Annotated in this window: 20 protein-coding genes and 1 tRNA gene; 7 read left to right on the top strand and 14 right to left on the bottom strand. The window is 69.0% G+C overall.

The window, feature by feature from the left end; translation table 11 throughout:
* Window positions 1–4: 4 nt before the first annotated feature.
* From AB0E69_RS25280 to AB0E69_RS25250, 7 genes are all read right to left on the bottom strand, one after another.
* Window positions 5–724 (bottom strand): PIG-L deacetylase family protein, encoded by a 720-nt coding sequence (locus AB0E69_RS25280; protein WP_360150716.1) that lies wholly within the window; start codon window positions 722–724, stop codon window positions 5–7.
* Between the two features lie 25 nt (window positions 725–749).
* Window positions 750–2,048 carry a D-arabinono-1,4-lactone oxidase gene (locus tag AB0E69_RS25275; protein ID WP_360150713.1) on the bottom strand — a complete coding sequence of 433 codons (1,299 nt, stop codon included), beginning with the start codon at window positions 2,046–2,048 and terminating at the stop codon, window positions 750–752.
* On the bottom strand, window positions 2,045–3,199 hold the full coding sequence (locus AB0E69_RS25270; RefSeq protein WP_360150710.1) for an amino acid deaminase/aldolase: 1,155 nt from the start codon (window positions 3,197–3,199) through the stop codon (window positions 2,045–2,047). The genes AB0E69_RS25275 and AB0E69_RS25270 overlap by 4 nt, the downstream gene beginning before the upstream one ends.
* A 49-nt stretch (window positions 3,200–3,248) precedes the next feature.
* Entirely contained in the window at window positions 3,249–3,887 is a 639-nt protein-coding gene (locus AB0E69_RS25265; RefSeq protein WP_360150707.1) for a hypothetical protein, read from the bottom strand.
* 137 nt (window positions 3,888–4,024) lie between these two features.
* The gene (locus tag AB0E69_RS25260; protein WP_360150704.1) at window positions 4,025–5,350 is read right to left on the bottom strand and encodes a M15 family metallopeptidase; all 1,326 of its coding nucleotides are present in this window, start codon (window positions 5,348–5,350) and stop codon (window positions 4,025–4,027) included.
* An 82-nt stretch (window positions 5,351–5,432) separates the two neighbouring features.
* Window positions 5,433–6,533, bottom strand: a complete 1,101-nt coding sequence (gene dapC / locus AB0E69_RS25255) for a succinyldiaminopimelate transaminase (protein ID WP_360151648.1) — start codon at window positions 6,531–6,533, stop codon at window positions 5,433–5,435.
* A gap of 62 nt (window positions 6,534–6,595) precedes the next feature.
* A complete protein-coding gene (locus AB0E69_RS25250; protein WP_360150701.1) occupies window positions 6,596–7,057 on the bottom strand; it encodes a MarR family transcriptional regulator in 462 nt (153 codons plus the stop codon).
* Window positions 7,058–7,145: 88 nt separating this feature from the next.
* On the opposite strand from AB0E69_RS25250, the gene AB0E69_RS25245 reads away from it, so the two are divergent.
* On the top strand, window positions 7,146–7,523 hold the full coding sequence (locus AB0E69_RS25245) for a DoxX family protein (protein ID WP_360150698.1): 378 nt from the start codon (window positions 7,146–7,148) through the stop codon (window positions 7,521–7,523).
* Window positions 7,524–7,557: 34 nt separating this feature from the next.
* A complete protein-coding gene (locus AB0E69_RS25240; protein ID WP_360150695.1) occupies window positions 7,558–8,625 on the top strand; it encodes an amidohydrolase family protein in 1,068 nt (355 codons plus the stop codon).
* Between the two features lie 11 nt (window positions 8,626–8,636).
* Here the strand turns inward: AB0E69_RS25240 and AB0E69_RS25235 are convergent, their stop codons facing one another.
* The 3 genes from AB0E69_RS25235 to AB0E69_RS25225 form a co-directional block, all read right to left on the bottom strand.
* Complete coding sequence (locus tag AB0E69_RS25235) at window positions 8,637–8,930, bottom strand: co-chaperone GroES (protein ID WP_198682459.1); 294 nt, start codon at window positions 8,928–8,930, stop codon at window positions 8,637–8,639.
* A 41-nt stretch (window positions 8,931–8,971) separates the two neighbouring features.
* Window positions 8,972–9,235 (bottom strand): DUF3618 domain-containing protein, encoded by a 264-nt coding sequence (locus tag AB0E69_RS25230; protein WP_360150692.1) that lies wholly within the window; start codon window positions 9,233–9,235, stop codon window positions 8,972–8,974.
* Between the two features lie 67 nt (window positions 9,236–9,302).
* A complete protein-coding gene (locus AB0E69_RS25225; RefSeq protein ID WP_360150689.1) occupies window positions 9,303–10,346 on the bottom strand; it encodes a glucose 1-dehydrogenase in 1,044 nt (347 codons plus the stop codon).
* A gap of 69 nt (window positions 10,347–10,415) precedes the next feature.
* Here AB0E69_RS25225 and bcp point away from each other — a divergent pair, with 69 nt between their 5' ends.
* The 3 genes from bcp (at window position 10,416) to AB0E69_RS25210 (ending at window position 13,001) form a co-directional block, all read left to right on the top strand.
* Window positions 10,416–10,883 (top strand): thioredoxin-dependent thiol peroxidase, encoded by a 468-nt coding sequence (bcp, locus tag AB0E69_RS25220; protein ID WP_360150686.1) that lies wholly within the window; start codon window positions 10,416–10,418, stop codon window positions 10,881–10,883.
* Window positions 10,884–11,241: 358 nt separating this feature from the next.
* Window positions 11,242–12,876 carry a substrate-binding and VWA domain-containing protein gene (locus tag AB0E69_RS25215; protein WP_360150683.1) on the top strand — a complete coding sequence of 545 codons (1,635 nt, stop codon included), beginning with the start codon at window positions 11,242–11,244 and terminating at the stop codon, window positions 12,874–12,876.
* A 44-nt stretch (window positions 12,877–12,920) separates the two neighbouring features.
* A tRNA-Leu gene (locus tag AB0E69_RS25210) sits at window positions 12,921–13,001 on the top strand.
* 1 nt (window position 13,002) lies between these two features.
* Here AB0E69_RS25210 and AB0E69_RS25205 read toward each other — a convergent pair.
* From AB0E69_RS25205 to AB0E69_RS25190, 4 genes are read right to left on the bottom strand one after another with little or no spacing between them, the layout of a single operon-like run.
* Window positions 13,003–13,590: a hypothetical protein gene (locus AB0E69_RS25205; RefSeq protein WP_360150680.1), complete on the bottom strand. Its 588-nt coding sequence runs from the start codon at window positions 13,588–13,590 to the stop codon at window positions 13,003–13,005.
* A gap of 2 nt (window positions 13,591–13,592) precedes the next feature.
* Window positions 13,593–14,198: an RdgB/HAM1 family non-canonical purine NTP pyrophosphatase gene (rdgB, locus tag AB0E69_RS25200; protein ID WP_360150677.1), complete on the bottom strand. Its 606-nt coding sequence runs from the start codon at window positions 14,196–14,198 to the stop codon at window positions 13,593–13,595.
* Window positions 14,195–14,911: a ribonuclease PH gene (gene rph, locus AB0E69_RS25195; RefSeq protein ID WP_360150674.1), complete on the bottom strand. Its 717-nt coding sequence runs from the start codon at window positions 14,909–14,911 to the stop codon at window positions 14,195–14,197. The genes rdgB and rph overlap by 4 nt, the downstream gene beginning before the upstream one ends.
* 10 nt (window positions 14,912–14,921) lie before the next feature.
* Entirely contained in the window at window positions 14,922–15,776 is an 855-nt protein-coding gene (locus AB0E69_RS25190) for an SGNH/GDSL hydrolase family protein (RefSeq protein WP_360150671.1), read from the bottom strand.
* 169 nt (window positions 15,777–15,945) lie between these two features.
* Between AB0E69_RS25190 and AB0E69_RS25185 the strand changes: the two genes are divergently transcribed.
* Window positions 15,946–17,118, top strand: a complete 1,173-nt coding sequence (locus tag AB0E69_RS25185; RefSeq protein ID WP_360150668.1) for a Gfo/Idh/MocA family oxidoreductase — start codon at window positions 15,946–15,948, stop codon at window positions 17,116–17,118.
* A gap of 153 nt (window positions 17,119–17,271) precedes the next feature.
* On the top strand, window positions 17,272–18,099 hold the full coding sequence (locus tag AB0E69_RS25180) for an SAM hydroxide adenosyltransferase (RefSeq protein WP_360150665.1): 828 nt from the start codon (window positions 17,272–17,274) through the stop codon (window positions 18,097–18,099).
* The last annotated feature ends 56 nt before the right edge of the window (window positions 18,100–18,155 follow it).

Raw genomic sequence — 18,155 nt, 5'->3', positions numbered from 1 at the left:
CGGGCTACATCGGGAAGACTTCGAAGCGGGCAGCGTACTTGGTGCCTAGCCGGGTGCCGGTGGGACGGGAGACGCCCTCGAGGAATTCCTCCGGGTCGAAGCCTTGGGAAAGCCCGTCGATATAGGCCTTGTGCGCCTCCAGCGACTGCAGCCCCAGGTCGAAGGTGTCCGTGGTGTCGACCGCGTGCTTGGAGTACGGCGAGCTGGCAGCCCAGACCTGGCGTACGCCGTCCCACTTGTCGCCGGCGTCCGGGAAGATCCAGCGGTTTGCGGCGTCGCGGACCGCGTCCAGGACGGCCCGGCCGGAGTTGATGTGGTCGGCCATGTTGAGCGCCGTCGCGCCGTCCCAGGTGTCGCGGAAGTTGTTCGTGATGACGATCTCCGGCTGGTGCCGGCGGATCGCGGCCGTGATCACGCGGCGCAGCGGGACGCCGTACTCGATCGTGCCGTCGGGCTGCCCGAGGAACTCGACCACCGGTACGCCGACGATCCGCGCCGACTCGATCTGCTCGGCCTCGCGGAGCGGTCCGCACTCGGCGGGGTCGACGCCGTCGATGCCCGCCTCGCCGGAGGTCAGCAGGCAGTAGACGATCTCCTTGCCCTGGCCGGTCCAGCGCGCGATCGCCGCGGCCGAGCCCCATTCCAGGTCGTCCGGGTGTGCGACTACCGCAAGCGCCTTCTGCCAGTCCTCGGCCAGCGGCTCGAGCCCCTCCACAGCATCCATGCCCGCAGGCTAACGCGACCGAGCGTCAGCCGAACACCTGCCGTGTGTAGGTGTTCCCGAAGGTGTGGCCCGGGTCCAGCCGATCCCGCACCGCGAGGAAGTCGTCGAACCGCGGGTACCGCTCGCGCAGCTCGGCGGCGGTCAGCGTGTGCAGCTTCCCCCAGTGCGGCCGGGCCTGGTAGTCATCCACGATCCGCTCGAAGGCCTGGAAGTACGGGTCGTGCGGCAGCCGGTGGTACTGGTGGATCGCGACGTACGCCGTGTCCCGCCCGTACGCCGTCGACAGCCAGATGTCGTCCGGCGCCGCCACCCGGACCTCGATCGGGAACGGGATCCGCGACCCGGACGCGTCGATCCACTCCCGCAGCCGCCAGATCACCTCGACCACGTCGGCGCGGGGAACGGCGTACTCTGACTCGCGGAACACCACGTTGCGCTCGGAGCAGAACACCTGGTACGACGAGTCGACGTACTCGCGCGCCGACAGCGCCCGGGAGGCGAACTGGTTGATCCGCGGTACCAGTCCCGGCCGGCGCACCGCGATCCGGTTGGTCAGCTCGAACACCTTGTTCGACAGCAGCTCGTCGTCCACCCAGCCGCGGACCCGGCTCACCGGCGCGGCGCCGACGTCGGGGCCGACGCGGTTGTTCCGCTTGGTCAGCGCGACGTCGGTGTGCGGGAACCAGTAGAACTCGAAGTGGTCGTTGCCATCGGCAAGCTCATCGAAGCCGTCCAGCACGTCGGCCAGCGGCATCGGCATCTCCTGCGCGCGGAGCAGGAACGCCGGCACGCACCGCAGCGTGAGCGAGCTGATCACGCCGAGCGCACCGACCGAGACCCGGGCCGCCGCGAAGACGTCCGGGTTCTCGTCCGCCGAGCAGTGCAGCGCCGAGCCGTCGGCGGTGACCAGGTCGAGCCCGACCACCTGCGTCGCCAGCCCGCCGAGCCGGGCGCCGGTGCCGTGCGTACCGGTCGAGATCGCGCCGGAGATGGTCTGCTTGTCGATGTCGCCGAGGTTTGCCATCGCGAGATCGAAGGCGGCCAAACCAGCGTTGAGCTTGCGCAGGCCGGTGCCGGCGCCGACCGTCACCCGGCCGGACTCCTTGTCCGCATGGATGATCGACGACAGCCCGTCCAGCCGGACCATCACCTCCTGCGGCACCGAGCAGCCGGTGAACGAGTGGCCCGAGCCGACCGCCTTGAGCTTCTTCCCCTGCTCCGCGGCGGACTTGACCGCGGCCGCGAGCTCGTCGGCCGACCCCGGCCGTAGGGTCTCGATGCCGGTGGCAGACTCGGTGCCGGCCCAGTTCCGCCAGGTGCTCATCCGAAGTTCTTCCCCTCGCCCCGATAGGTGACCAGCTCCGTCAGCGAATCGCCGTCGACCGCGTGCACGACGTCGAACCGCTCCAGCATCTCGCCCGCCTTCGCGTAGCGCATCCAGACCCTGTCTCCCAGCTGCAGGCCGTCGGCGGACCGCCCATGGACCGGAGTCTGCACTTCGCCGGCACCTTCGGTGCCCAACAGCTTCAGACCGGCAGGGTACGACGGCAGCGGCAGCCGCGACTTCTTCGCCGGGCCCGAGGCCACGTACCCACCGCCGAAGAGGGTCGCGATCCGCGGCGCGGGCCGCCGGACCACGTCCAGCGCGTACGCCATCGCGGGCTCCGGCTGGAAGACGTCGTACTTGTCGAACAGGGTCGGCCCGTAGAGACCCGAGCCCGCTGTGACCTCGGTGACGGCCCTGTCGGCGCTGCTCACCTCGAGGCTGCCGGTGCCGCCGCTGTTGACGATCCGGATCGGCGCGAACTGCTTCACCGCGTCCACGACCGCACCCCGTCGGTCGGCGAGCTCCGCGGCCGAGCGCCGCTTCACCCAGCGCACGGCGGGTGACGTGTCGGGCAGACCGGCGATCTGTGCCTCGTAGAACATCACCCCGGTCAGCTCGAAGGTGTCGTCCGCGACGACCTGCCGCGCCAGCGTGGCCGCGTCGTACGGCGTGCGCAGCGGGGAACGCCGTACGCCGAGGTGCTGGCCGAAGACGCGCAGCGAGGCGTCGACGTCGAGGCAGACCTGGATGCGGGCCTTGCCGGTCGCGGCGGACCGGATGAACGCCAGGTGCTCGGGCGAGTCGATCATCAGCGTGATCCGCCCGGCGGCCTCGGGGTCCTCGGACAGCTCGCGGAGCGCGGCCCGGTGCGTGGTCGGGTAGCCGAGCAGGATGTCGTCGACGCCGTTGCGCGCCAGCCAGAGCGCCTCGGGCAGCGCGTAGCTCATCACGCCGTGGAACCCGGGCCGCTCGAGCGCGGCGGTGATCAACGGCCGGCAGCGAACCGACTTCGAGGCGATCCGGATCGGCGTACCCGCGGCGCGCCGGACCAGATCGTCCGCGTTCCGCCGGAACGCGGCGAGGTCGATGACCGCGTACGGCGCGTCGAGGTGCGCGGTCAGGCGGCCGTATCGGTCGAAGTCACCCATAACCGGAGTGTAAGTCAAAGAATACTGAAAGGTAATACAACTTCTGGATCTAATCGATCACCGCCTCCAGGGCTGGGACGACCGACTTCGCCCAATCTCCCTGGTGGTCCGCTTGGGCAGAGGCGGTCGCTACCAGGGCGACAGTGCTGCCTTTGACGACCGAGATGTCTACGTAGGACTCGGCTCCGGCGTACGAACGCACTGCGGCGGCAGCTGTGTCATTGGTCCAAAGCTGTTTGACCGAGAGATCACCGCCGGCGCCGCACGCCTTCATGCGGGTTTGGTAGCCGCTGTAGTAGGTCTGAGCTTGAGCGGCTCGAGCGAAGCGCAGGAGGAGAGCGGTGGCGGGCAGGTTGTCGGCGGTGCGGTAGGTGCCGGTGAGGGCGTGCGCGGGGACCGGGAGCGAGCCGCTGACCGGTGCACCTGCGCAGCCGTTCGGTAGGGCCTCGTAGGCGGCTTGGTGGGCGTCGCGGCGGCGGGTCCACGTCTTGTTGCCGATGAAGCCGGCCTCGGCGCCGCCGGGGTCGGCGTACGTCTTCCAGCCCGCACCCAGCTTCTCTGGTGCCGGCAGGTTGGCGGCTGACAGCGGTCCGGCGTTCGCGGGCGGCGGTGCCGTCGCTTGCTCGGGCACCTCCGGCGGCACAGCCGCGTCCGTCGGCTCCGCGGTGCCCACGGTATTGGTGGGCACCGGCACCGTCCCGCCCACCGTGCTGGGGATGGCCTGAGTCGGTGCCGAGGTCGGCGCCGACTTGCTCTGTTCGGCGGCCGACTTGGAGCTGCAGCCGGCCAGCACCAAGACCGGTATCAGTAGGACTGCTACCGCTCTCACTTCGGCTCGAAGTGCTGGTAGTCGGGCTTGGCCCAGCGGGCACCCCAGAAGTAGCCCTGACCCACCAGGGCCTTGGTCGCGACGCTGCCGGCGAACAGCATGCCCGGACGGGCCACCTTCCGATTGCGGTAGGACAGCCCGTTCGACGGGTACCAGACGCCGTTCGCGGCCAGGTACGGGTTCTCGACGGTGTTGATGTCGATCGCCCAGCCGTAGGAGTGCGGCGAGAGCGAGTACGGGTCACCGGTCACGCGGCGGCAGTTGAACGCCGAGGTGTTGTCCGCGGCCATCGACCTAATGTCGTTACCGCCGTACACGTCCACCCGACGCATCCCGCGGATCGGGAACTTGGAGGCGAACGTCGTGGTCCAGACGGTGATCATCTTCGCGACGGCGGCATCCCGCAGCACCAGCTCGCCGCGGTGCACGTGGCCGTCGAAGCCCCAGTAGTTGAGCTGGAGCAGCCGCAGTGACGACGGCTTGACCGGACAGCCGGCCCGGTACGTGTTCGCGACCATCGCGGCCGAGACGGCGTACACCTTGGGGTTGAGGACCGCCTTGATCACGATCTTGGCCAGGCCGGAGTACTCCATCGCGGACTGGGTGACGCCGCGGGTCAGCACCCGGACGGTGCGGGTGGACGGCAGGTCGTCGGGGACCCGGAGCCGGAAGTTGCCCTTGGCATCCATCTTGGCGACGGCGAGCAGCCGCCACCTGCCGCTACCGAGGTAGTCCTGCAGCGCGAGCTCCTTGCCGGACTCGGCCGGCGTCATCCGGCCGGTGACCGAGACGCCGGTCAGCGTCGCGTACCAGGCGGCCGGGGTGTTCACGACGATCTTCCGGTCCTGGATCGGCACCGTCCGGTACGCCGAGATCGCGAGCGCGGTCGTGTCCTTCACGCCGATCATCGTGCGGAACGCCCAGGTGCCGGCGATGGCCGACGTGTAGCTGAAGCGGTACACGCCGCCCGTTGTCGTGCGCGTCGCGGCCCGCAACACCCACGCGCCGGGGACGCGCTGCCACAGGGTGATGTAGGACCCGGTGATCGGCTTGCTGATCTTGCCGGTGAAGATCGTGGCCTTGTCCTCCCACGATGCGACCGGCTGGTCGAGCGTGATCGACCACGCCGGAGTCGGCGTCACCACAGCCGGCGTGGCCGGTGTCGATGGTGGTGTCGATGTCGGTGTCGGTTTTGGTGTTGGCGTGACTGTCGGGGTCACCGTTGGTGTGACCGACGGTGATGGATCGTCAGCCCGCGCCACCCCAGCCGGCAGCATCCCGAGCACGACGACCACTGCGACCCCGAAGACGCGCCATTTCATCCGCTGTCCCTCCCTGTTGTTGCCTACCCACTTAAGAGGCAGTCACAACAGGAAGACGTCACACTCCGGGCGTAAAGTTCTGCTACTCCTGCAGTCTTTTCACTGCGGCGTCCACGCGCTCGTCCGTACCGGTCAGGGCAATGCGCACATGCTGCTCACCCGCAGTGCCGTAGAACGCACCGGGAGCGACGAGGATCCCCTTCTCGGCCAGTGCACCGACGGATCCCCAAGCGTCGTACGACGGGTGCGAGGCCCACAGATACAGGCCGCCGCTGGACAGCGTGATGGTCCAACCAGCATCCGTCAGCGCGTCTCGCAGTACCGCCCGGCGACGCAGGTAGCGAGTGCGCTGCTCCTCGACATGTACGTCGTCAGCGAAGGCGGCTGCCATCGCGGCCTGGATCGGCGACGGCACCATCAGGCCTGCGTGCTTGCGGACGGCGAGCAGCTCGGTCACCACGGTCGGGTCGCCGGCGACGAAGCCACCGCGGTATCCGGCCAGGTTGGACCGCTTCGACAGCGAGTGCACGGCGAGCAGGTTGTCGAAGCTGCCTCCGCACACGTCCGGGTGCAGCACCGACACCGGCTTCTCGTCCCAGCCGAACTCGGTGTAGCACTCGTCGCTGACCAGCAGTACGTCGTTCGCCCGCGCCCACTCGACCGTACGACACAGATCGTCCGGGGAGGTGATCTCACCGGACGGGTTGCGCGGCGAGTTGAGGTACGCGACCTTCACCGGGCCGTCGTACGCCGTCGGGTCCGCGACAGGCACGCTGGTCGCCCGCGCAAGCGCAGCGCCCGCCTCGTACGTCGGGTAGGCCAGGTCAGGGATCAGGACGGTGTCGCCGGCGCCGATGCCGAGCAGCGTCGGCAGCAGCATGATCAGCTCCTTGGTCCCGATGACCGGCAGTACGCCGCGCTGCGCGTCCACACCGGTCACGTCGAGCCGACGGGCCATCCAGTCCACGGCCGCCTGTCGCGCGGCCGCCGTACCGATCGTCGTCGGGTACTCCGGCGCGTTCGCCGCGTCGGCCAGCGCTTGCTGCACGAGGTCGGGCACAGGGTCGACCGGGCTGCCGATCGACAGGTCCACGATGCCGTCGGGATGCTCGCCCGCCCGCTGCTTGAACGGGGCAAGCTTGTCCCAGGGGAAGTCGGGCAACCGGCTGGAGGTCTCGAAGATCACCCAGCCATTCTCCCCCGGCCGCCGCTCCGGCCACCGCCGGGCGCCCGCTCCGCGAGAAGTCAGCAGGGCTTGCCGGGGTCGACCTTGCCGAGGATCTGGTCGGCGATCGCCTTGAGCTGGGCGAGTTGCTCGGGCGTCAGGGTGTCGATGACGTACTCGCGGACCGTCGCGACATGGCCAGGCGCCGCGGCGACGAGGATCTCGTAGCCGGCGTCGGTGATGGTGGCGACGGTGATCCGGCCGTCCTCGGGCGCGGGACTGCGCTCGACGAAGCCGCGCTGCTCGAGGCGCTTGACCACGTGCGAGAGCCGCGACAGCGAGCCGTTGGCGAAGCCGGCCAGGTCGCTCATCCGGCGCGAGCGGCCCGGTGACTCGGAGAGCCCGGCGAGCACGAGGTACTCGAAGTGGGTCAGGCCGGAGTCCCGCTGCAGCTGGTAGTCCAGCACGCCGGGCAGCTTGAACATCAGACCGGCCAGCGACATCCACGCCGCCAGCTCGTCCTGCTCCAGCCACTTGGTCACGCCACCAGTCTAGCGACTTACTTGACGCTTCAACTCATCCAGGGCTACGTTGTGAGTTGACGCATCAACTAATGACCGAGAGTGGGATATGAACGTCTTTCTGTGGATCCTCGCCGGTGTCCTGGCAGCCTTCTTCCTGGCCGCCGGGCTGACCAAGCTGTCGCAGAGCCGGCGCAAGCTGCTGGCGAACCCGAACATGAAGTGGGTCGAGGACTTCTCGGCCGGCACGGTCAAGCTGATCGGCACCGCCGAGGTGCTCGGCGCGATCGGCCTGATCCTGCCCGCGGTGCTCGACATCGCGCCGATGCTGGTGCCGCTGGCCGCGACCGGGGTCGGGCTGATCATGCTCGGCGCGATCATCACCCACGTCCGCCGCAAGGAGTTCCCGCAGGTCGGGCTGAACGCGGTCGTCCTCGTCCTGGCCGTGGTGCTGGCCATCTTCCGGTTCGGCCCGAACAGCTTCTGACCGGCGTACCCTTCAGGTTCTGCTGAAGGGGGCGGTGACCGTGCAGCTTGACCTGCCGCTGGTCGACCACCATGTGCACGGCGTGGTGTCTGGCCCACTCGACCGGCCCGCGTTCGAGCAGCTGATCACCGAGACGGACCGGCCGGTGCCCTCGTGGATGTCGACGTTCGACTCGCAGCTGGGGTTCGCGATCCGGCGGTACTGCGCTCCACTGGTTGGGCTGGAGCCACATGCCTCGGCTGACGAGTACATGGCCGCGCGGGACGACCAGGTGTTCCTCAGAGCGGCCGGTGTCAGTGACTTCTTGGTCGACACCGGCTATCTGGGTGACGTGACTGCGTTGGCAGAGGTCGCACGGACACATGAGGTCGTCCGGCTCGAGTCGGAGCTGGAGTACGTCGCTGCGCACGAGTCCGACGTGTCCGCCGTACCGGATGCGCTGGCACAGCGGCTGGCGGAGCGGACTGCTGGTGCGGTGGGGCTGAAGAGCATCGTGGCTTATCGGCACGGCTTCGCCTTCGACCCGACCGAGCCGACTGGTGCTGAGGTGTTGGCTGCGTTGGATCGTTGGTACGCCCAAGTGCCCGCGCGAGTCACCGACCCGGTGCTGCTGCGCTGGTTGCTGTGGCTCGGTGCGCGTCGTGGACTACCGCTGCAGTTACACGTGGGCTTCGGTGACCCCGATCTGGACCTGCGGAGCGCCGATCCGCTGTTACTGACGGAGTGGCTGCGACAGATCGAGCCGCTCGGCACACACGTCGTCCTGCTGCACTGCTACCCGTTCCACCGCGAGGCCGGCTATCTGGCGCACGTCTTCCCGCACGTGAGCCTCGACCTCGGCCTCAGCACGATGTACGTCGGTGCGCGTGCCGCCGCCGTACTGGCCGAGGGTCTCGAGCTCGCGCCGTTCGCCAAGCTCCTGTACTCGTCCGACGCGGCCGGCCCACCGGAGCTCCACTACCTGGGCGCTGCTATCTGGCGGCAAGCACTGGCCACCGTGCTGGACGGCTTCATCAGTCAGGACCTGTGGTCGGCCGCCGACGCAGAGCGGGTGGCACTGATGTGGGGCCGCGAGAACGCGTTGCGGCTCTACGGGCTATAGGTCTCTACGGGCTATAGGTACAGGCCGGTCTGACCGTCTTCGAGGCGACCGGCGGCCACCGCGTGCAGGTCGCGCTCGCGGAGCAGGATGTAGTCGTCGCCGCGGACCTCGACCTCGGCGCGGTCCTCGGGGTCGAACAGCACCCGGTCGTCCACCTCGACGGTCCGGACGTTGGCACCGATCGCGACCACCTTCGCCCAGGACAGGCGGCGGCCCATCTGGGCGGTGGCGGGGATCAGGATGCCGGCCGACGACTTCCGCTCGCCCTCCTGCTCGAGCGACACCAGCACCCGGTCGTGCAGCATCCGGATCGGCAGTTTGTCGTCGGCGATGCGCTTGCGAGGAGTCACCGGCGACCCACCAGCCGCCGGACCACGAGGAGGACCCCGACGACACCGGCCACCGCACCGGCGACCGCGACGATCTTCTGGGTGCGCAGCCGGCCGCTCTCGTCGAAGACCTGGGCCTTGGCCTGCTCGACCTGGCGCAGGGCGACGTTCTTGGGGTTCGCGCGGTCGACCAGCTCGTCCACGGTCGACGCCAACCGGGCCCGGGTGGCGGCGATGTCCGCCTCGATCTGCTCGGCGGTCCGAGCCTTCGTGTCCGACATCGTCGGCGCTCCCTTCAGTTCGACCGGCCGGAGCCCCGGAAGGCTCCGATGTACCCATCCTCGCAGGTCACCCCTGCAAGTCCACGACCACCTTGATGTCATCCGGTTCCCGGACCAGCGCGGACGGCCAGTCGGACAGCGGCACGGTCCGGGTCACCAGCCGCTCCAGCCACGTCCGGTCCGCCGCGAGCAGTACGTCGACCGCGTCCGCGTAGTGCCGCTTGCCCGCGTTCACCGTGCCGACCAGGGCGGCGTTGCGTACGACGAGCTGCCGGACCAGTGCATCCAGCCGTACGTCGACCGACGCTGGGCCGGGGTGGATCCCCGCCAGGCAAATGACCCCTGCCGGTGGCAGTAGTTCGGCGCAGTCGAACACGAGCTGCCCGACACCGGTTGCCTCGATCACGACGTCCGGCACGACGTCCAGCTCCCGCAGGTCAGTCAGATACGTCCCGCCGAGGGCACGCACCAGCTCCGGCTTCGGCCCGTCCTCGATGCGGTCCAGCACGTGTACGCCGTACCCGCGCTGGCTGGCGATGAGTGCAGCGAGCAAACCGATCGGACCGGCACCGGTGACGAGCACCTGCTCCGGGCCGTACCAGGAGCGCGCACCGACCCGGTCGACCTGCTCCCACGCCTTGGTGAGGATGCTGGCCGGCTCCACGAGTACGCCGAGGAGTCCTAGCGCGGCCGGCACCGGTACGGCGAAGTACGGGTCGACGCGCCACTGCTCCGCGCCGTACCCGTCCATCTCCTTGATGCCGCGCTCGGTGTACCGGCCGTTGCGGCAGAAGTCCCACTCGCCGCGCGCACAGGCCGGACAGGGCTCTGGGTCGGGTCGGCGGACCACGCCGGCGACCAGGTCGCCCGCCGCGAAGCCGGAGCCGACCGGCGCGTCCAGCACCCGGCCGAGCGACTCGTGGCCGATCACGAGGTGGTCGGAGCCGGCTCGGCCGCTGCCGAAGGCTCCCGAGACCAGCTCGATGTCGGTACCGCAGATACCGGTCAGCAGGCCCGTCACCAGCACGGAGCCGTCCGTCTCGGGCGGCTCGGAAACCTCACCTACTCGCGCCGAGTCGGACTTGCCCGGCGTGACAGTCATGGCCCGCATGGCCTCAGGCTAACCGGGCCCTTCCCGCACGTAGCATTGCGGCATTCGAACCCTGGTTGGAGGGCACCCATGTCCGAACGTCTGTCCGTCGGAGACACCGCACCCGACTTCACCCTTCCCGATGCCGACGGCAACGACGTGGCGCTGAAGGACCTCCGCGGCAAGAACGTGATCGTCTACTTCTACCCGGCCGCGATGACGCCGGGCTGCACGAAGCAGGCCTGCGACTTCCGCGACTCGCTCGACTCACTACAGGCCGCCGGGTACGCCGTCCTCGGCATCTCCCCGGACAAGCCGGCCAAGCTGGCGAAGTTCCGCGAGCGCGACGGCGTGACGTTCCCGCTGCTCAGCGACCCGGACAAGACCGTGCTCGAGGCGTACGGCGCGTTCGGCGAGAAGACCATGTACGGGAAGAAGGTGACCGGGGTGATCCGGTCCACGTTCGTGGTCGACCCGGACGGGAAGGTCGCGGTCGCGCAGTACAACGTGAAGGCGACCGGGCACGTCGCCAAGCTCCGCCGCGACCTCGGGCTCTGAAGCATGGTGTCTGCTCCATGACGGCATGGTGAAAAGGCGACGTTGTCAGCTCCGCCCCCGGAGGGAAACCTTCGACCGTTTCATGATCACGGTCCATGGAACGGTCGTTTGAGCGAAGTCGTTGCTGTGATCTACGTCACACGATCTGCTCAGCACGCTGCGACAACCTGGACACGATCCGTGAGTTTTACAGCGTTCTTGTGAAAGAGCAGTACTCGCGGGGCCGTCGGCGTCCAACCACAGCTGTGTCAAGAATGGTTGCCGCCTTCGCCGTGACCTGCCGAAACCGGGTAATCTGCGCGCGCAGTGAGCCTCTGGGAGGGAGGGACGTACCGCGATGGGAAAGCATTCCTCTGCGGTGACGCGAAGTAACACCAACAACAACCGCCGGTCGGTGTACATCACCGCGGTCGGACTACTGGTGGTGTCGCTGGGCGCCGTCTTCGTGGTCCGTTCCTTCGGGTCGGAATCCGGCGCCGACGGGTTCCTCGGTGGGAGCAAGTCGTGCGACGACCCGACCCAGATCCAGCTCGCGACGACACCGGAGATGCAGCCGTCACTCGAGGCTGCAGCCAAGTCGATCGCGAGCAAGGGCGGTAAGGACGGCAACCCGTGCCTGCAGTTCACCATCAGCCCGGCAGCGTCGTCCAAGGTCGCCCGCGACATCGCGAGCGGTTCCGACACGCGGCCGGACCTGTGGGTGCCGGACTCGTCGCTGTGGATCGCCAAGGCGGACGACGGGCAGTCGGTTCCGACCATCGCCGTACCCTCCGTCGCCGGCTCGCCGCTGGTGCTGGTCGGCCGGCGGACCAACTTCGCCGACACCTCGTCCTGGCTGCGGTCGCTGACTCCCCAGACGGGTCTGCTGGACCCGTTGAGCACCTCACCCGGTGCTCTCACCCTGCTGGCCCTCCAGGCCGAGCGGGTGAAGACGTCGACGTCCGACGACCTGGTCAACGGGCTGATCGTGCCGCTGGCGCAGCACCTCGGCTCGATGCCGAAGCCGTTCACCGACGTCAACGCGCTGTTCAGCCGGGCGGACCAGGACGGCAGCCCGATCGTCGTACCGGCGTCGGAGCAGAGCTGGGTGCAGTACCAGGACGCACACCCGGACACGCAGCTCCGGGCGGTCCTGCCGTCCACCGGGACGCTCCCGCTGGACTACCCGATCGTCGTGACCACCAAGTCCGACCCGACGCAGGTGCAGACGGCGGCGCAGGCGCTGGCCAGTGAGCTGCTGACCGACGCGTCGCAGCAGGCGCGCGACCAGGCCGGCTTCCGGGACAGCACCCTGAGCCCCCTGAGCGGTGGCCGTGGCGTCGGCGACGTCAACCAGCTGACCAAGCCGACCGCGAGCGCGGTCGAGATCGCGCTGCAGAACTGGACCCGGCTGTCGCTGTCCACGCACTCGCTGGCGGTCATCGACATCTCCGGCTCGATGGGCGACAAGGTCGGCAACACGACCCGGATGCAGCTCACCATCGAGGCCGCGACCACCGGTCTGACGCTGTTCCCGGACACCGCGTCGCTCGGCCTGTGGACGTTCTCGACGAACCTCACCCCGGACGGCGCGGACTTCAAGGAACTGGTGAAAATCGCGCCGCTGTCGAAACGGCAGCGCGGGCTGATCACCGCCAACCTGAAGATCCAGAAGCCGGTCCCCGGCGGCAGCACCGGCCTGTACGATACCGCGATCGCGGCGGTGCGGGCGGTCAAGCGGAACTACGACCAGAGCGCGGTCAACTCGGTCCTGCTGTTCACCGACGGCAAGAACGAGGACCCGAACAGCCCGACCCTGGCCCAGACGGTCAAGACCCTCCAGGGCCTGCAGGACCCCGGCCGTCCGGTCCGCATCATCGCGCTGGGCATGGGCCCCGAGGTCAACGCCGACGAGCTCAGCGCCCTGGCCCAGGCCACCGGCGGCCAGGCCTACGTCGCCACCAACCCGAACGACCTCAAGACGTACTTCATCGACGCCCTCCAAAGCCGCTGACGTCAAGCTCCCCTAGGATGTCCCTCCTAGGGGAGCACTCCCCAGCCAGAGTGGTGGAACGGCAGACACGCCGGCTTTAGGTGCCGGTGCCCCCGGGCGTGCGGGTTCAAATCCCGTCTCTGGTACCTAGTCGTCGAGGGTGGCCAGGTAGGCCTGGCCGCGGGGGGAGAGTTCGTAGCCGACTTCGAGGCTGTGGGTCAGGCCCAGGTTCTTGAGTTTGCGGACGTCCAGTTTGAAGGGGGCTGTTTCGCGGCCTACGGATGCGGCCAGGTCTGCTGCTCGGGTGGCCGGCTTGGACTGGATCAGGCGGAGGGTTTCGGTGGTCCAGGGGCCGTGGTGGGACTGGTCGAACTGGGCCAGGCGGGTCTTCACGTCGTCCAGGTCCGCTGGGGTGAGGGTGGACTGCGCCGCCAGCTGCTCGCGCGGGTCCGGGCCTTCGACCAGGTGGAAGCGGATCAGGAACGTGGGTTGGGACTCGTCGCCGCGGAGTCTGCGGCGGACGTCCTTCGCGTTCTGGCGGTCCGCCTGCGCGAGTTCCGGGTCGGTGTCCGCGATCAGGTCGGGGTTGACCTGGCGGATGCTGTCGATCTCGATTCGGCCCGCGTTCGTGCGGTAGATCCGGCCCTCGACCACCCGTGGCTCGGCCCAGCGCCGGTACGCCACGGTGATCTTGCCCTCCGCGACGCCGTCGCGATCACTTCCTGCGAACAACATGATTACTCCCCTAACGCCTTCGCCACGATCGGGGCCAGCGCCCGGAGCGCCTTGCCGCGGTGGCTGATCGCGTCCTTCTCCTCGACGGACAGCTCGGCCGTCGTCCGGTCGTAGCCCTCGGCCTGGAACAGGACGTCGTAGCCGAACCCGCCGGTCCCGCGCAGCGAACGGATCACCGAGCCGCGCATCTCCCCACGCACGATCTCGTCCGCGGCGTCCGGCTGCACGAACGCGACCGCCGCCACGAACGACGCACCCCGTCGCTCGTCCGGCACGTCCTCCAGCTGACCCAGCAGCAGCAGGTTGTTCGCGTGGTTGTCCTTCGCCGGACCCGACCAGCGGGCCGACAGCACGCCCGGCATCCCGTTCAGCGCGTCGACACAGATCCCGCTGTCGTCGGCGATCGACGGCAACCCGGTCGCCGCCAGCGCCGCGTGCGCCTTCAGCAGCGCGTTGCCCTCGAACGTCGGCTCGGTCTCGGCCGGCTCGTCGTACGGCGGTACGTCGCCCAGCCCGAGCACCTCGATCCCCGGCACCATCGGGGTCAGGATCCGGCGCAGCTCCTCGAGCTTCTTCTGGTTGTTCGAGGCAAGTAGAACTCGGGTCACGCCAGCGCCTCCTGCTGCAGCTTCGCCAGCTCGGCGCACCCCGACGTACCCAGCTCGAGCAGGCTGTCCAGCTCGGCGCGGTCGAACGGCGCACCCTCGGCCGTGCCCTGCACCTCGATGAACTTCCCCTCGCCGGTGATCACCAGGTTCATGTCGGTCTCGGCTCGCACGTCCTCCTCGTAGCAGAGGTCGAGCATCGGCGCGCCGTCGATGATCCCCACCGACACCGCCGACACGGTCCCGGTCAGCGGCTCGCTCTTCAGCAGCTTCCGCTCCCGCAGCCAGGTCACCGCGTCCGCCAGCGCGACGTACGCCCCGGTGATCGCCGCGGTCCGCGTCCCGCCGTCGGCCTGCAGCACGTCGCAGTCGAGCAGGATCGTGTTCTCGCCGAGCGCCTTGTAGTCGATCACGGCCCGCAGCGAGCGCCCGATCAGCCGGGAGATCTCGTGCGTCCGGCCGCCGATCTTGCCCTTCACCGACTCCCGGTCGGAGCGGGTGTTGGTCGACCGCGGCAGCATGGCGTACTCCGCGCTGACCCAGCCGAGCCCGGACCCCTTGCGCCACCGCGGCACGCCCTCGGTCACGCTCGCCGCGCACAGCACCCGCGTCTTCCCGAACTCGACCAGCACCGAGCCCTCGGCGTGGTCGAGCCAGTTCCTGGTGAGCTTCACCGGGCGGAGCTGGTCAGCGGTACGTCCATCGATACGGGCCATGGCCCAAACCCTATGCCTCCAGGCGCTGGACCTCCGCATTGGCCGAAGGGGGCAACACCAGCGGGCTGGGAGTCCGGTTGAACTGCGTGACGGCCATCCGGGCCGCCCACGGCAGCAGGTCGTTCGCGCGGCGCCCGACCCACGGCACGCCCTCGCGGACCAGCCACAGCGCGTCCGCCCACTTGCTCGGCGGCCGGTACGCACAGTCCAGCTGCGGCGGTACGTCGATCCGCAGGCCCCGCCGGACCAGTTCGTCCGCGAACGCCCGCGCCAGCTTGCGGTGCCCGAGCTCACCCGGGTGCAGCCGGTCGACGCTCCAGAAGTCCCGCCGGTACACCTCCGGCGTATCGGCCATGTCCAGCCTGATCCCACCGAACCGGGCGTGCAGGTCGTCGAACACCAGGTTGACCTGCTCGATCCGGTTCCACAGCGGCCGGCGCAGCCACTTCGGCAGGCCGAACACCTGGCCGTGGTCGTGGAACCGGACGGTCAGCAGCAGGGCGCCGCGCGACGTCAGGTCCTCCGCCACCTGGTCCAGGTGGTCCCGGATCCGCCCCGCGTCGAACGTCGACCGCAGGGTGTCGTTCACCCCGACGATCAGCGAGGCGAGGTCGATCGGACCGGTACCGATCTCGGGCAGTTGCTCGGTCGCGACGATCGGCACGGTGGCGCCGCTGGTCGCGAAGTTGGAGAACGTCACACGGTGGGAGCTGCCCAGGGCGTCGGCGAGCAGCGAGGCCCAGCCCCGCCACCCTTGGCCCGGGCGCGCGCCGGCACCGGAAAGGTCGGTCGTGCTGCTGCCGTTCATCGGGTCCCCGACCCCAACTGTGGTCGAGTCCCCCAGTGCCACGTAGTGGAGGCTCACATTCCGCCATGGTGAGCGCACGGAGCGAGATCCGGGTGTGTCCGAGGTTGCCGTCATGTCAACACCAACCGAGCATTGCGCAACCGGCGCCGGGAGTGAGATCGCCGTTGAGCATCGGAAATGCTCGGAGTTAGGGTGTTACAAACAACTATGTGCAGGAGTGACTTGCATGACCAACCTTCGGTTCGGTGTGGTGGGCCTCGGGGCCCGGAGCCGCATCGCGCAGTACGCGCACCGGCCTGGTGAAGGCTCCGAGATCGTGGCCGTCGCCGACCCCGCCGCCGAGCAGCGCTCCGCGGCCCTGGAGCAGTACCCGGACGCCACGGCGTACGCCGGCCACGCCGAGCTGCTCGACCAGAAGCTCGACGGGGTGTTCCTGACCACCCCGGACGACCTGCACGAAGGCCCGGCGGTCGACTTCCTCAGCGCCGGCGTCAACGTGTTCGTGGAGAAGCCGCTGGCGATCACGACCGAGGGCTGCGACCGCGTGCTGCAGGCGGCGTACGACTCGGGCGCCCGGCTGTACGTCGGCCACAACATGCGGCACATGCCCGTGGTGCTGACCATGCGGGAGCTGATCCAGAGCGGGGCGATCGGTGAGGTGAAGGCGATCTGGTGCCGGCACTTCGTCGGCCACGGTGGCGACTTCTACTTCAAGGACTGGCATGCGGACCGCAGCCGGACCACCGGGCTGCTGCTGCAGAAGGGCGCCCATGACATCGACGTGATGCACTGGCTGGCCGGCGGGTACACGACGCGGGTCAACGCGATGGGTGCGCTCACGCTGTACGGCGGGATCACGGACCGGCAGGACAGGTCCGGCCAGCGCTTCAGGGACTTCGTGTCCGAGGACAACTGGCCGCCGCTGGAGCAGAAGGGGCTTGCGCCGGTGATGGACGTCGAGGACATCTCGCAGGTGAACCTGCTGCTAGACAACGGCGTCCTGATGAACTACGAGCAGTGCCACTTCACGCCGGACTACTGGCGCAACTACACGGTCATCGGTACGCACGGCCGGCTGGAGAACTTCGGTGACACCGCCGGCGGGGTCGTCAAGGTGTGGAACAGCCGCCGCTCCGGTTACCGCGAGGACGCCGACCAGGTGGTGGAGATCTCGGGCGAGACGGACCACCACGGTGGCGCCGACCCGCACCTGGTGGCGGAATTCGTGCGGTTCGTGCGGGACGGTGGGGCCACGCTGACCTCACCAGTGGCCGCCCGGGCCGCGGTGGCCGCCGGGTACGCCGCTACGCAGTCCCTGCGGGCGAACGGCGTACCGCAGGACATCCCAGCGCTGGACCCTGCTTTGGTGGAGTACTTCGACAACGGACAGGTGCGCTAAGCTCCTTCTCGTGACCCGGTACGCCGCCATGCGAATGCTGAGCCCTCGATGCGGAGGACTCTAGCGGCGTAGGCACCTGTGCTTGCAGCGAGAGGCCCCCTGTATCGGGGGCCTCTTTCTTTTGCCTGCAACCACTTCTCTGGGAGCCATGCCATGTACCCGATCACCTACATCACCGACTGTTTCGACAGCAACGCCCGCGCCAGACTCAGCACCCGGATCGGCGCGCTGTTCGGCCAGCCACCGACCATCGTCGCCGCCGACGGGCCCGATCCGGAGTCGTTCGCCGCACTCACCCTGCTGGACTGCCTGCTCGCCACGGAGTCACTCGGCACGTCCGGCCATCCAACAATCACCTTGTTGAACATTGCCCCGCGCGACGGTGCCTGGCCGAACGGCGTCCCGTTCTGCTTCTTCTGGTACGGCGAACACCTGGTCGCCAGCACGTTCAACGCGCGGGCGCTGGCGCTGGTACGGCGTGAGCTCGGCATCGACCACGTCTACGTGACCGACATCCGCGAGGCGGTCACGGCCGCGGGCTTCTCCGCGGCTGACATCGAGAAGCTCGCCGGCACCCAGTTCCGCAGCCTCTGGTACCTGCCGCTGCTGGCGAAGTGGGTCGCCGACGGCCGCGCCGTACCGTCGACCGAGACCGCGATCCCTGCCGGCGTTGACGAAGAGCCGGCCGTTGCCGTGGTCGACAACTTCGGCAACTGCAAACTGGACCGCCGTCTGGACTTCGCCCCCGGCGACACCCGGACCGTTGTCCGCCGCAACGACGACGGTACGACGGAGCTCGTCGACGTCGCCTGCTACCGCCACCTGACCGACGTCCCGCGTGGTGCGGCCGGCCTGATCGTCGGCAGTTCGGGCACCGGATTCGCCGAGCTGGTCGTCCGCGGCGGCTCGGCCGCCCGCCGCTTCGGGCTCCGCCCCGGCGACAGCCCGCTGCGGCGTACGGCCGTGGAGTGCGCCGCCTAAGGAGACGCCGCCTAGGGTGTGTCTCCCAATTCCACGCCGTAGCGAGCATGTGCTCG

This window comes from Kribbella sp. NPDC026611, from assembly GCF_040638345.1.
GTDB lineage: Bacteria > Actinomycetota > Actinomycetes > Propionibacteriales > Kribbellaceae > Kribbella.
This window is presented reverse-complemented; position numbering and strand designations above follow the sequence as displayed.

Bases quoted from the DNA above. Each gene is read 5' to 3' on its own strand.
- AB0E69_RS25280 (WP_360150716.1), bottom strand. From the start codon at position 724: ATGGATGCTGTGGAGGGGCTCGAGCCGCTGGCCGAGGACTGGCAGAAG.
- AB0E69_RS25275 (WP_360150713.1), bottom strand. From the start codon at position 2,048: ATGAGCACCTGGCGGAACTGGGCCGGCACCGAGTCTGCCACCGGCATC.
- AB0E69_RS25270 (WP_360150710.1), bottom strand. From the start codon at position 3,199: ATGGGTGACTTCGACCGATACGGCCGCCTGACCGCGCACCTCGACGCG.
- AB0E69_RS25260 (WP_360150704.1), bottom strand. From the start codon at position 5,350: ATGAAATGGCGCGTCTTCGGGGTCGCAGTGGTCGTCGTGCTCGGGATG.
- AB0E69_RS25245 (WP_360150698.1), top strand. From the start codon at position 7,146: ATGAACGTCTTTCTGTGGATCCTCGCCGGTGTCCTGGCAGCCTTCTTC.
- AB0E69_RS25235 (WP_198682459.1), bottom strand. From the start codon at position 8,930: ATGCTGCACGACCGGGTGCTGGTGTCGCTCGAGCAGGAGGGCGAGCGG.
- AB0E69_RS25230 (WP_360150692.1), bottom strand. From the start codon at position 9,235: ATGTCGGACACGAAGGCTCGGACCGCCGAGCAGATCGAGGCGGACATC.
- AB0E69_RS25225 (WP_360150689.1), bottom strand. From the start codon at position 10,346: ATGCGGGCCATGACTGTCACGCCGGGCAAGTCCGACTCGGCGCGAGTA.
- bcp (WP_360150686.1), top strand. From the start codon at position 10,416: ATGTCCGAACGTCTGTCCGTCGGAGACACCGCACCCGACTTCACCCTT.
- AB0E69_RS25205 (WP_360150680.1), bottom strand. From the start codon at position 13,590: ATGTTGTTCGCAGGAAGTGATCGCGACGGCGTCGCGGAGGGCAAGATC.
- rph (WP_360150674.1), bottom strand. From the start codon at position 14,911: ATGGCCCGTATCGATGGACGTACCGCTGACCAGCTCCGCCCGGTGAAG.
- AB0E69_RS25185 (WP_360150668.1), top strand. From the start codon at position 15,946: ATGACCAACCTTCGGTTCGGTGTGGTGGGCCTCGGGGCCCGGAGCCGC.
- AB0E69_RS25180 (WP_360150665.1), top strand. From the start codon at position 17,272: ATGTACCCGATCACCTACATCACCGACTGTTTCGACAGCAACGCCCGC.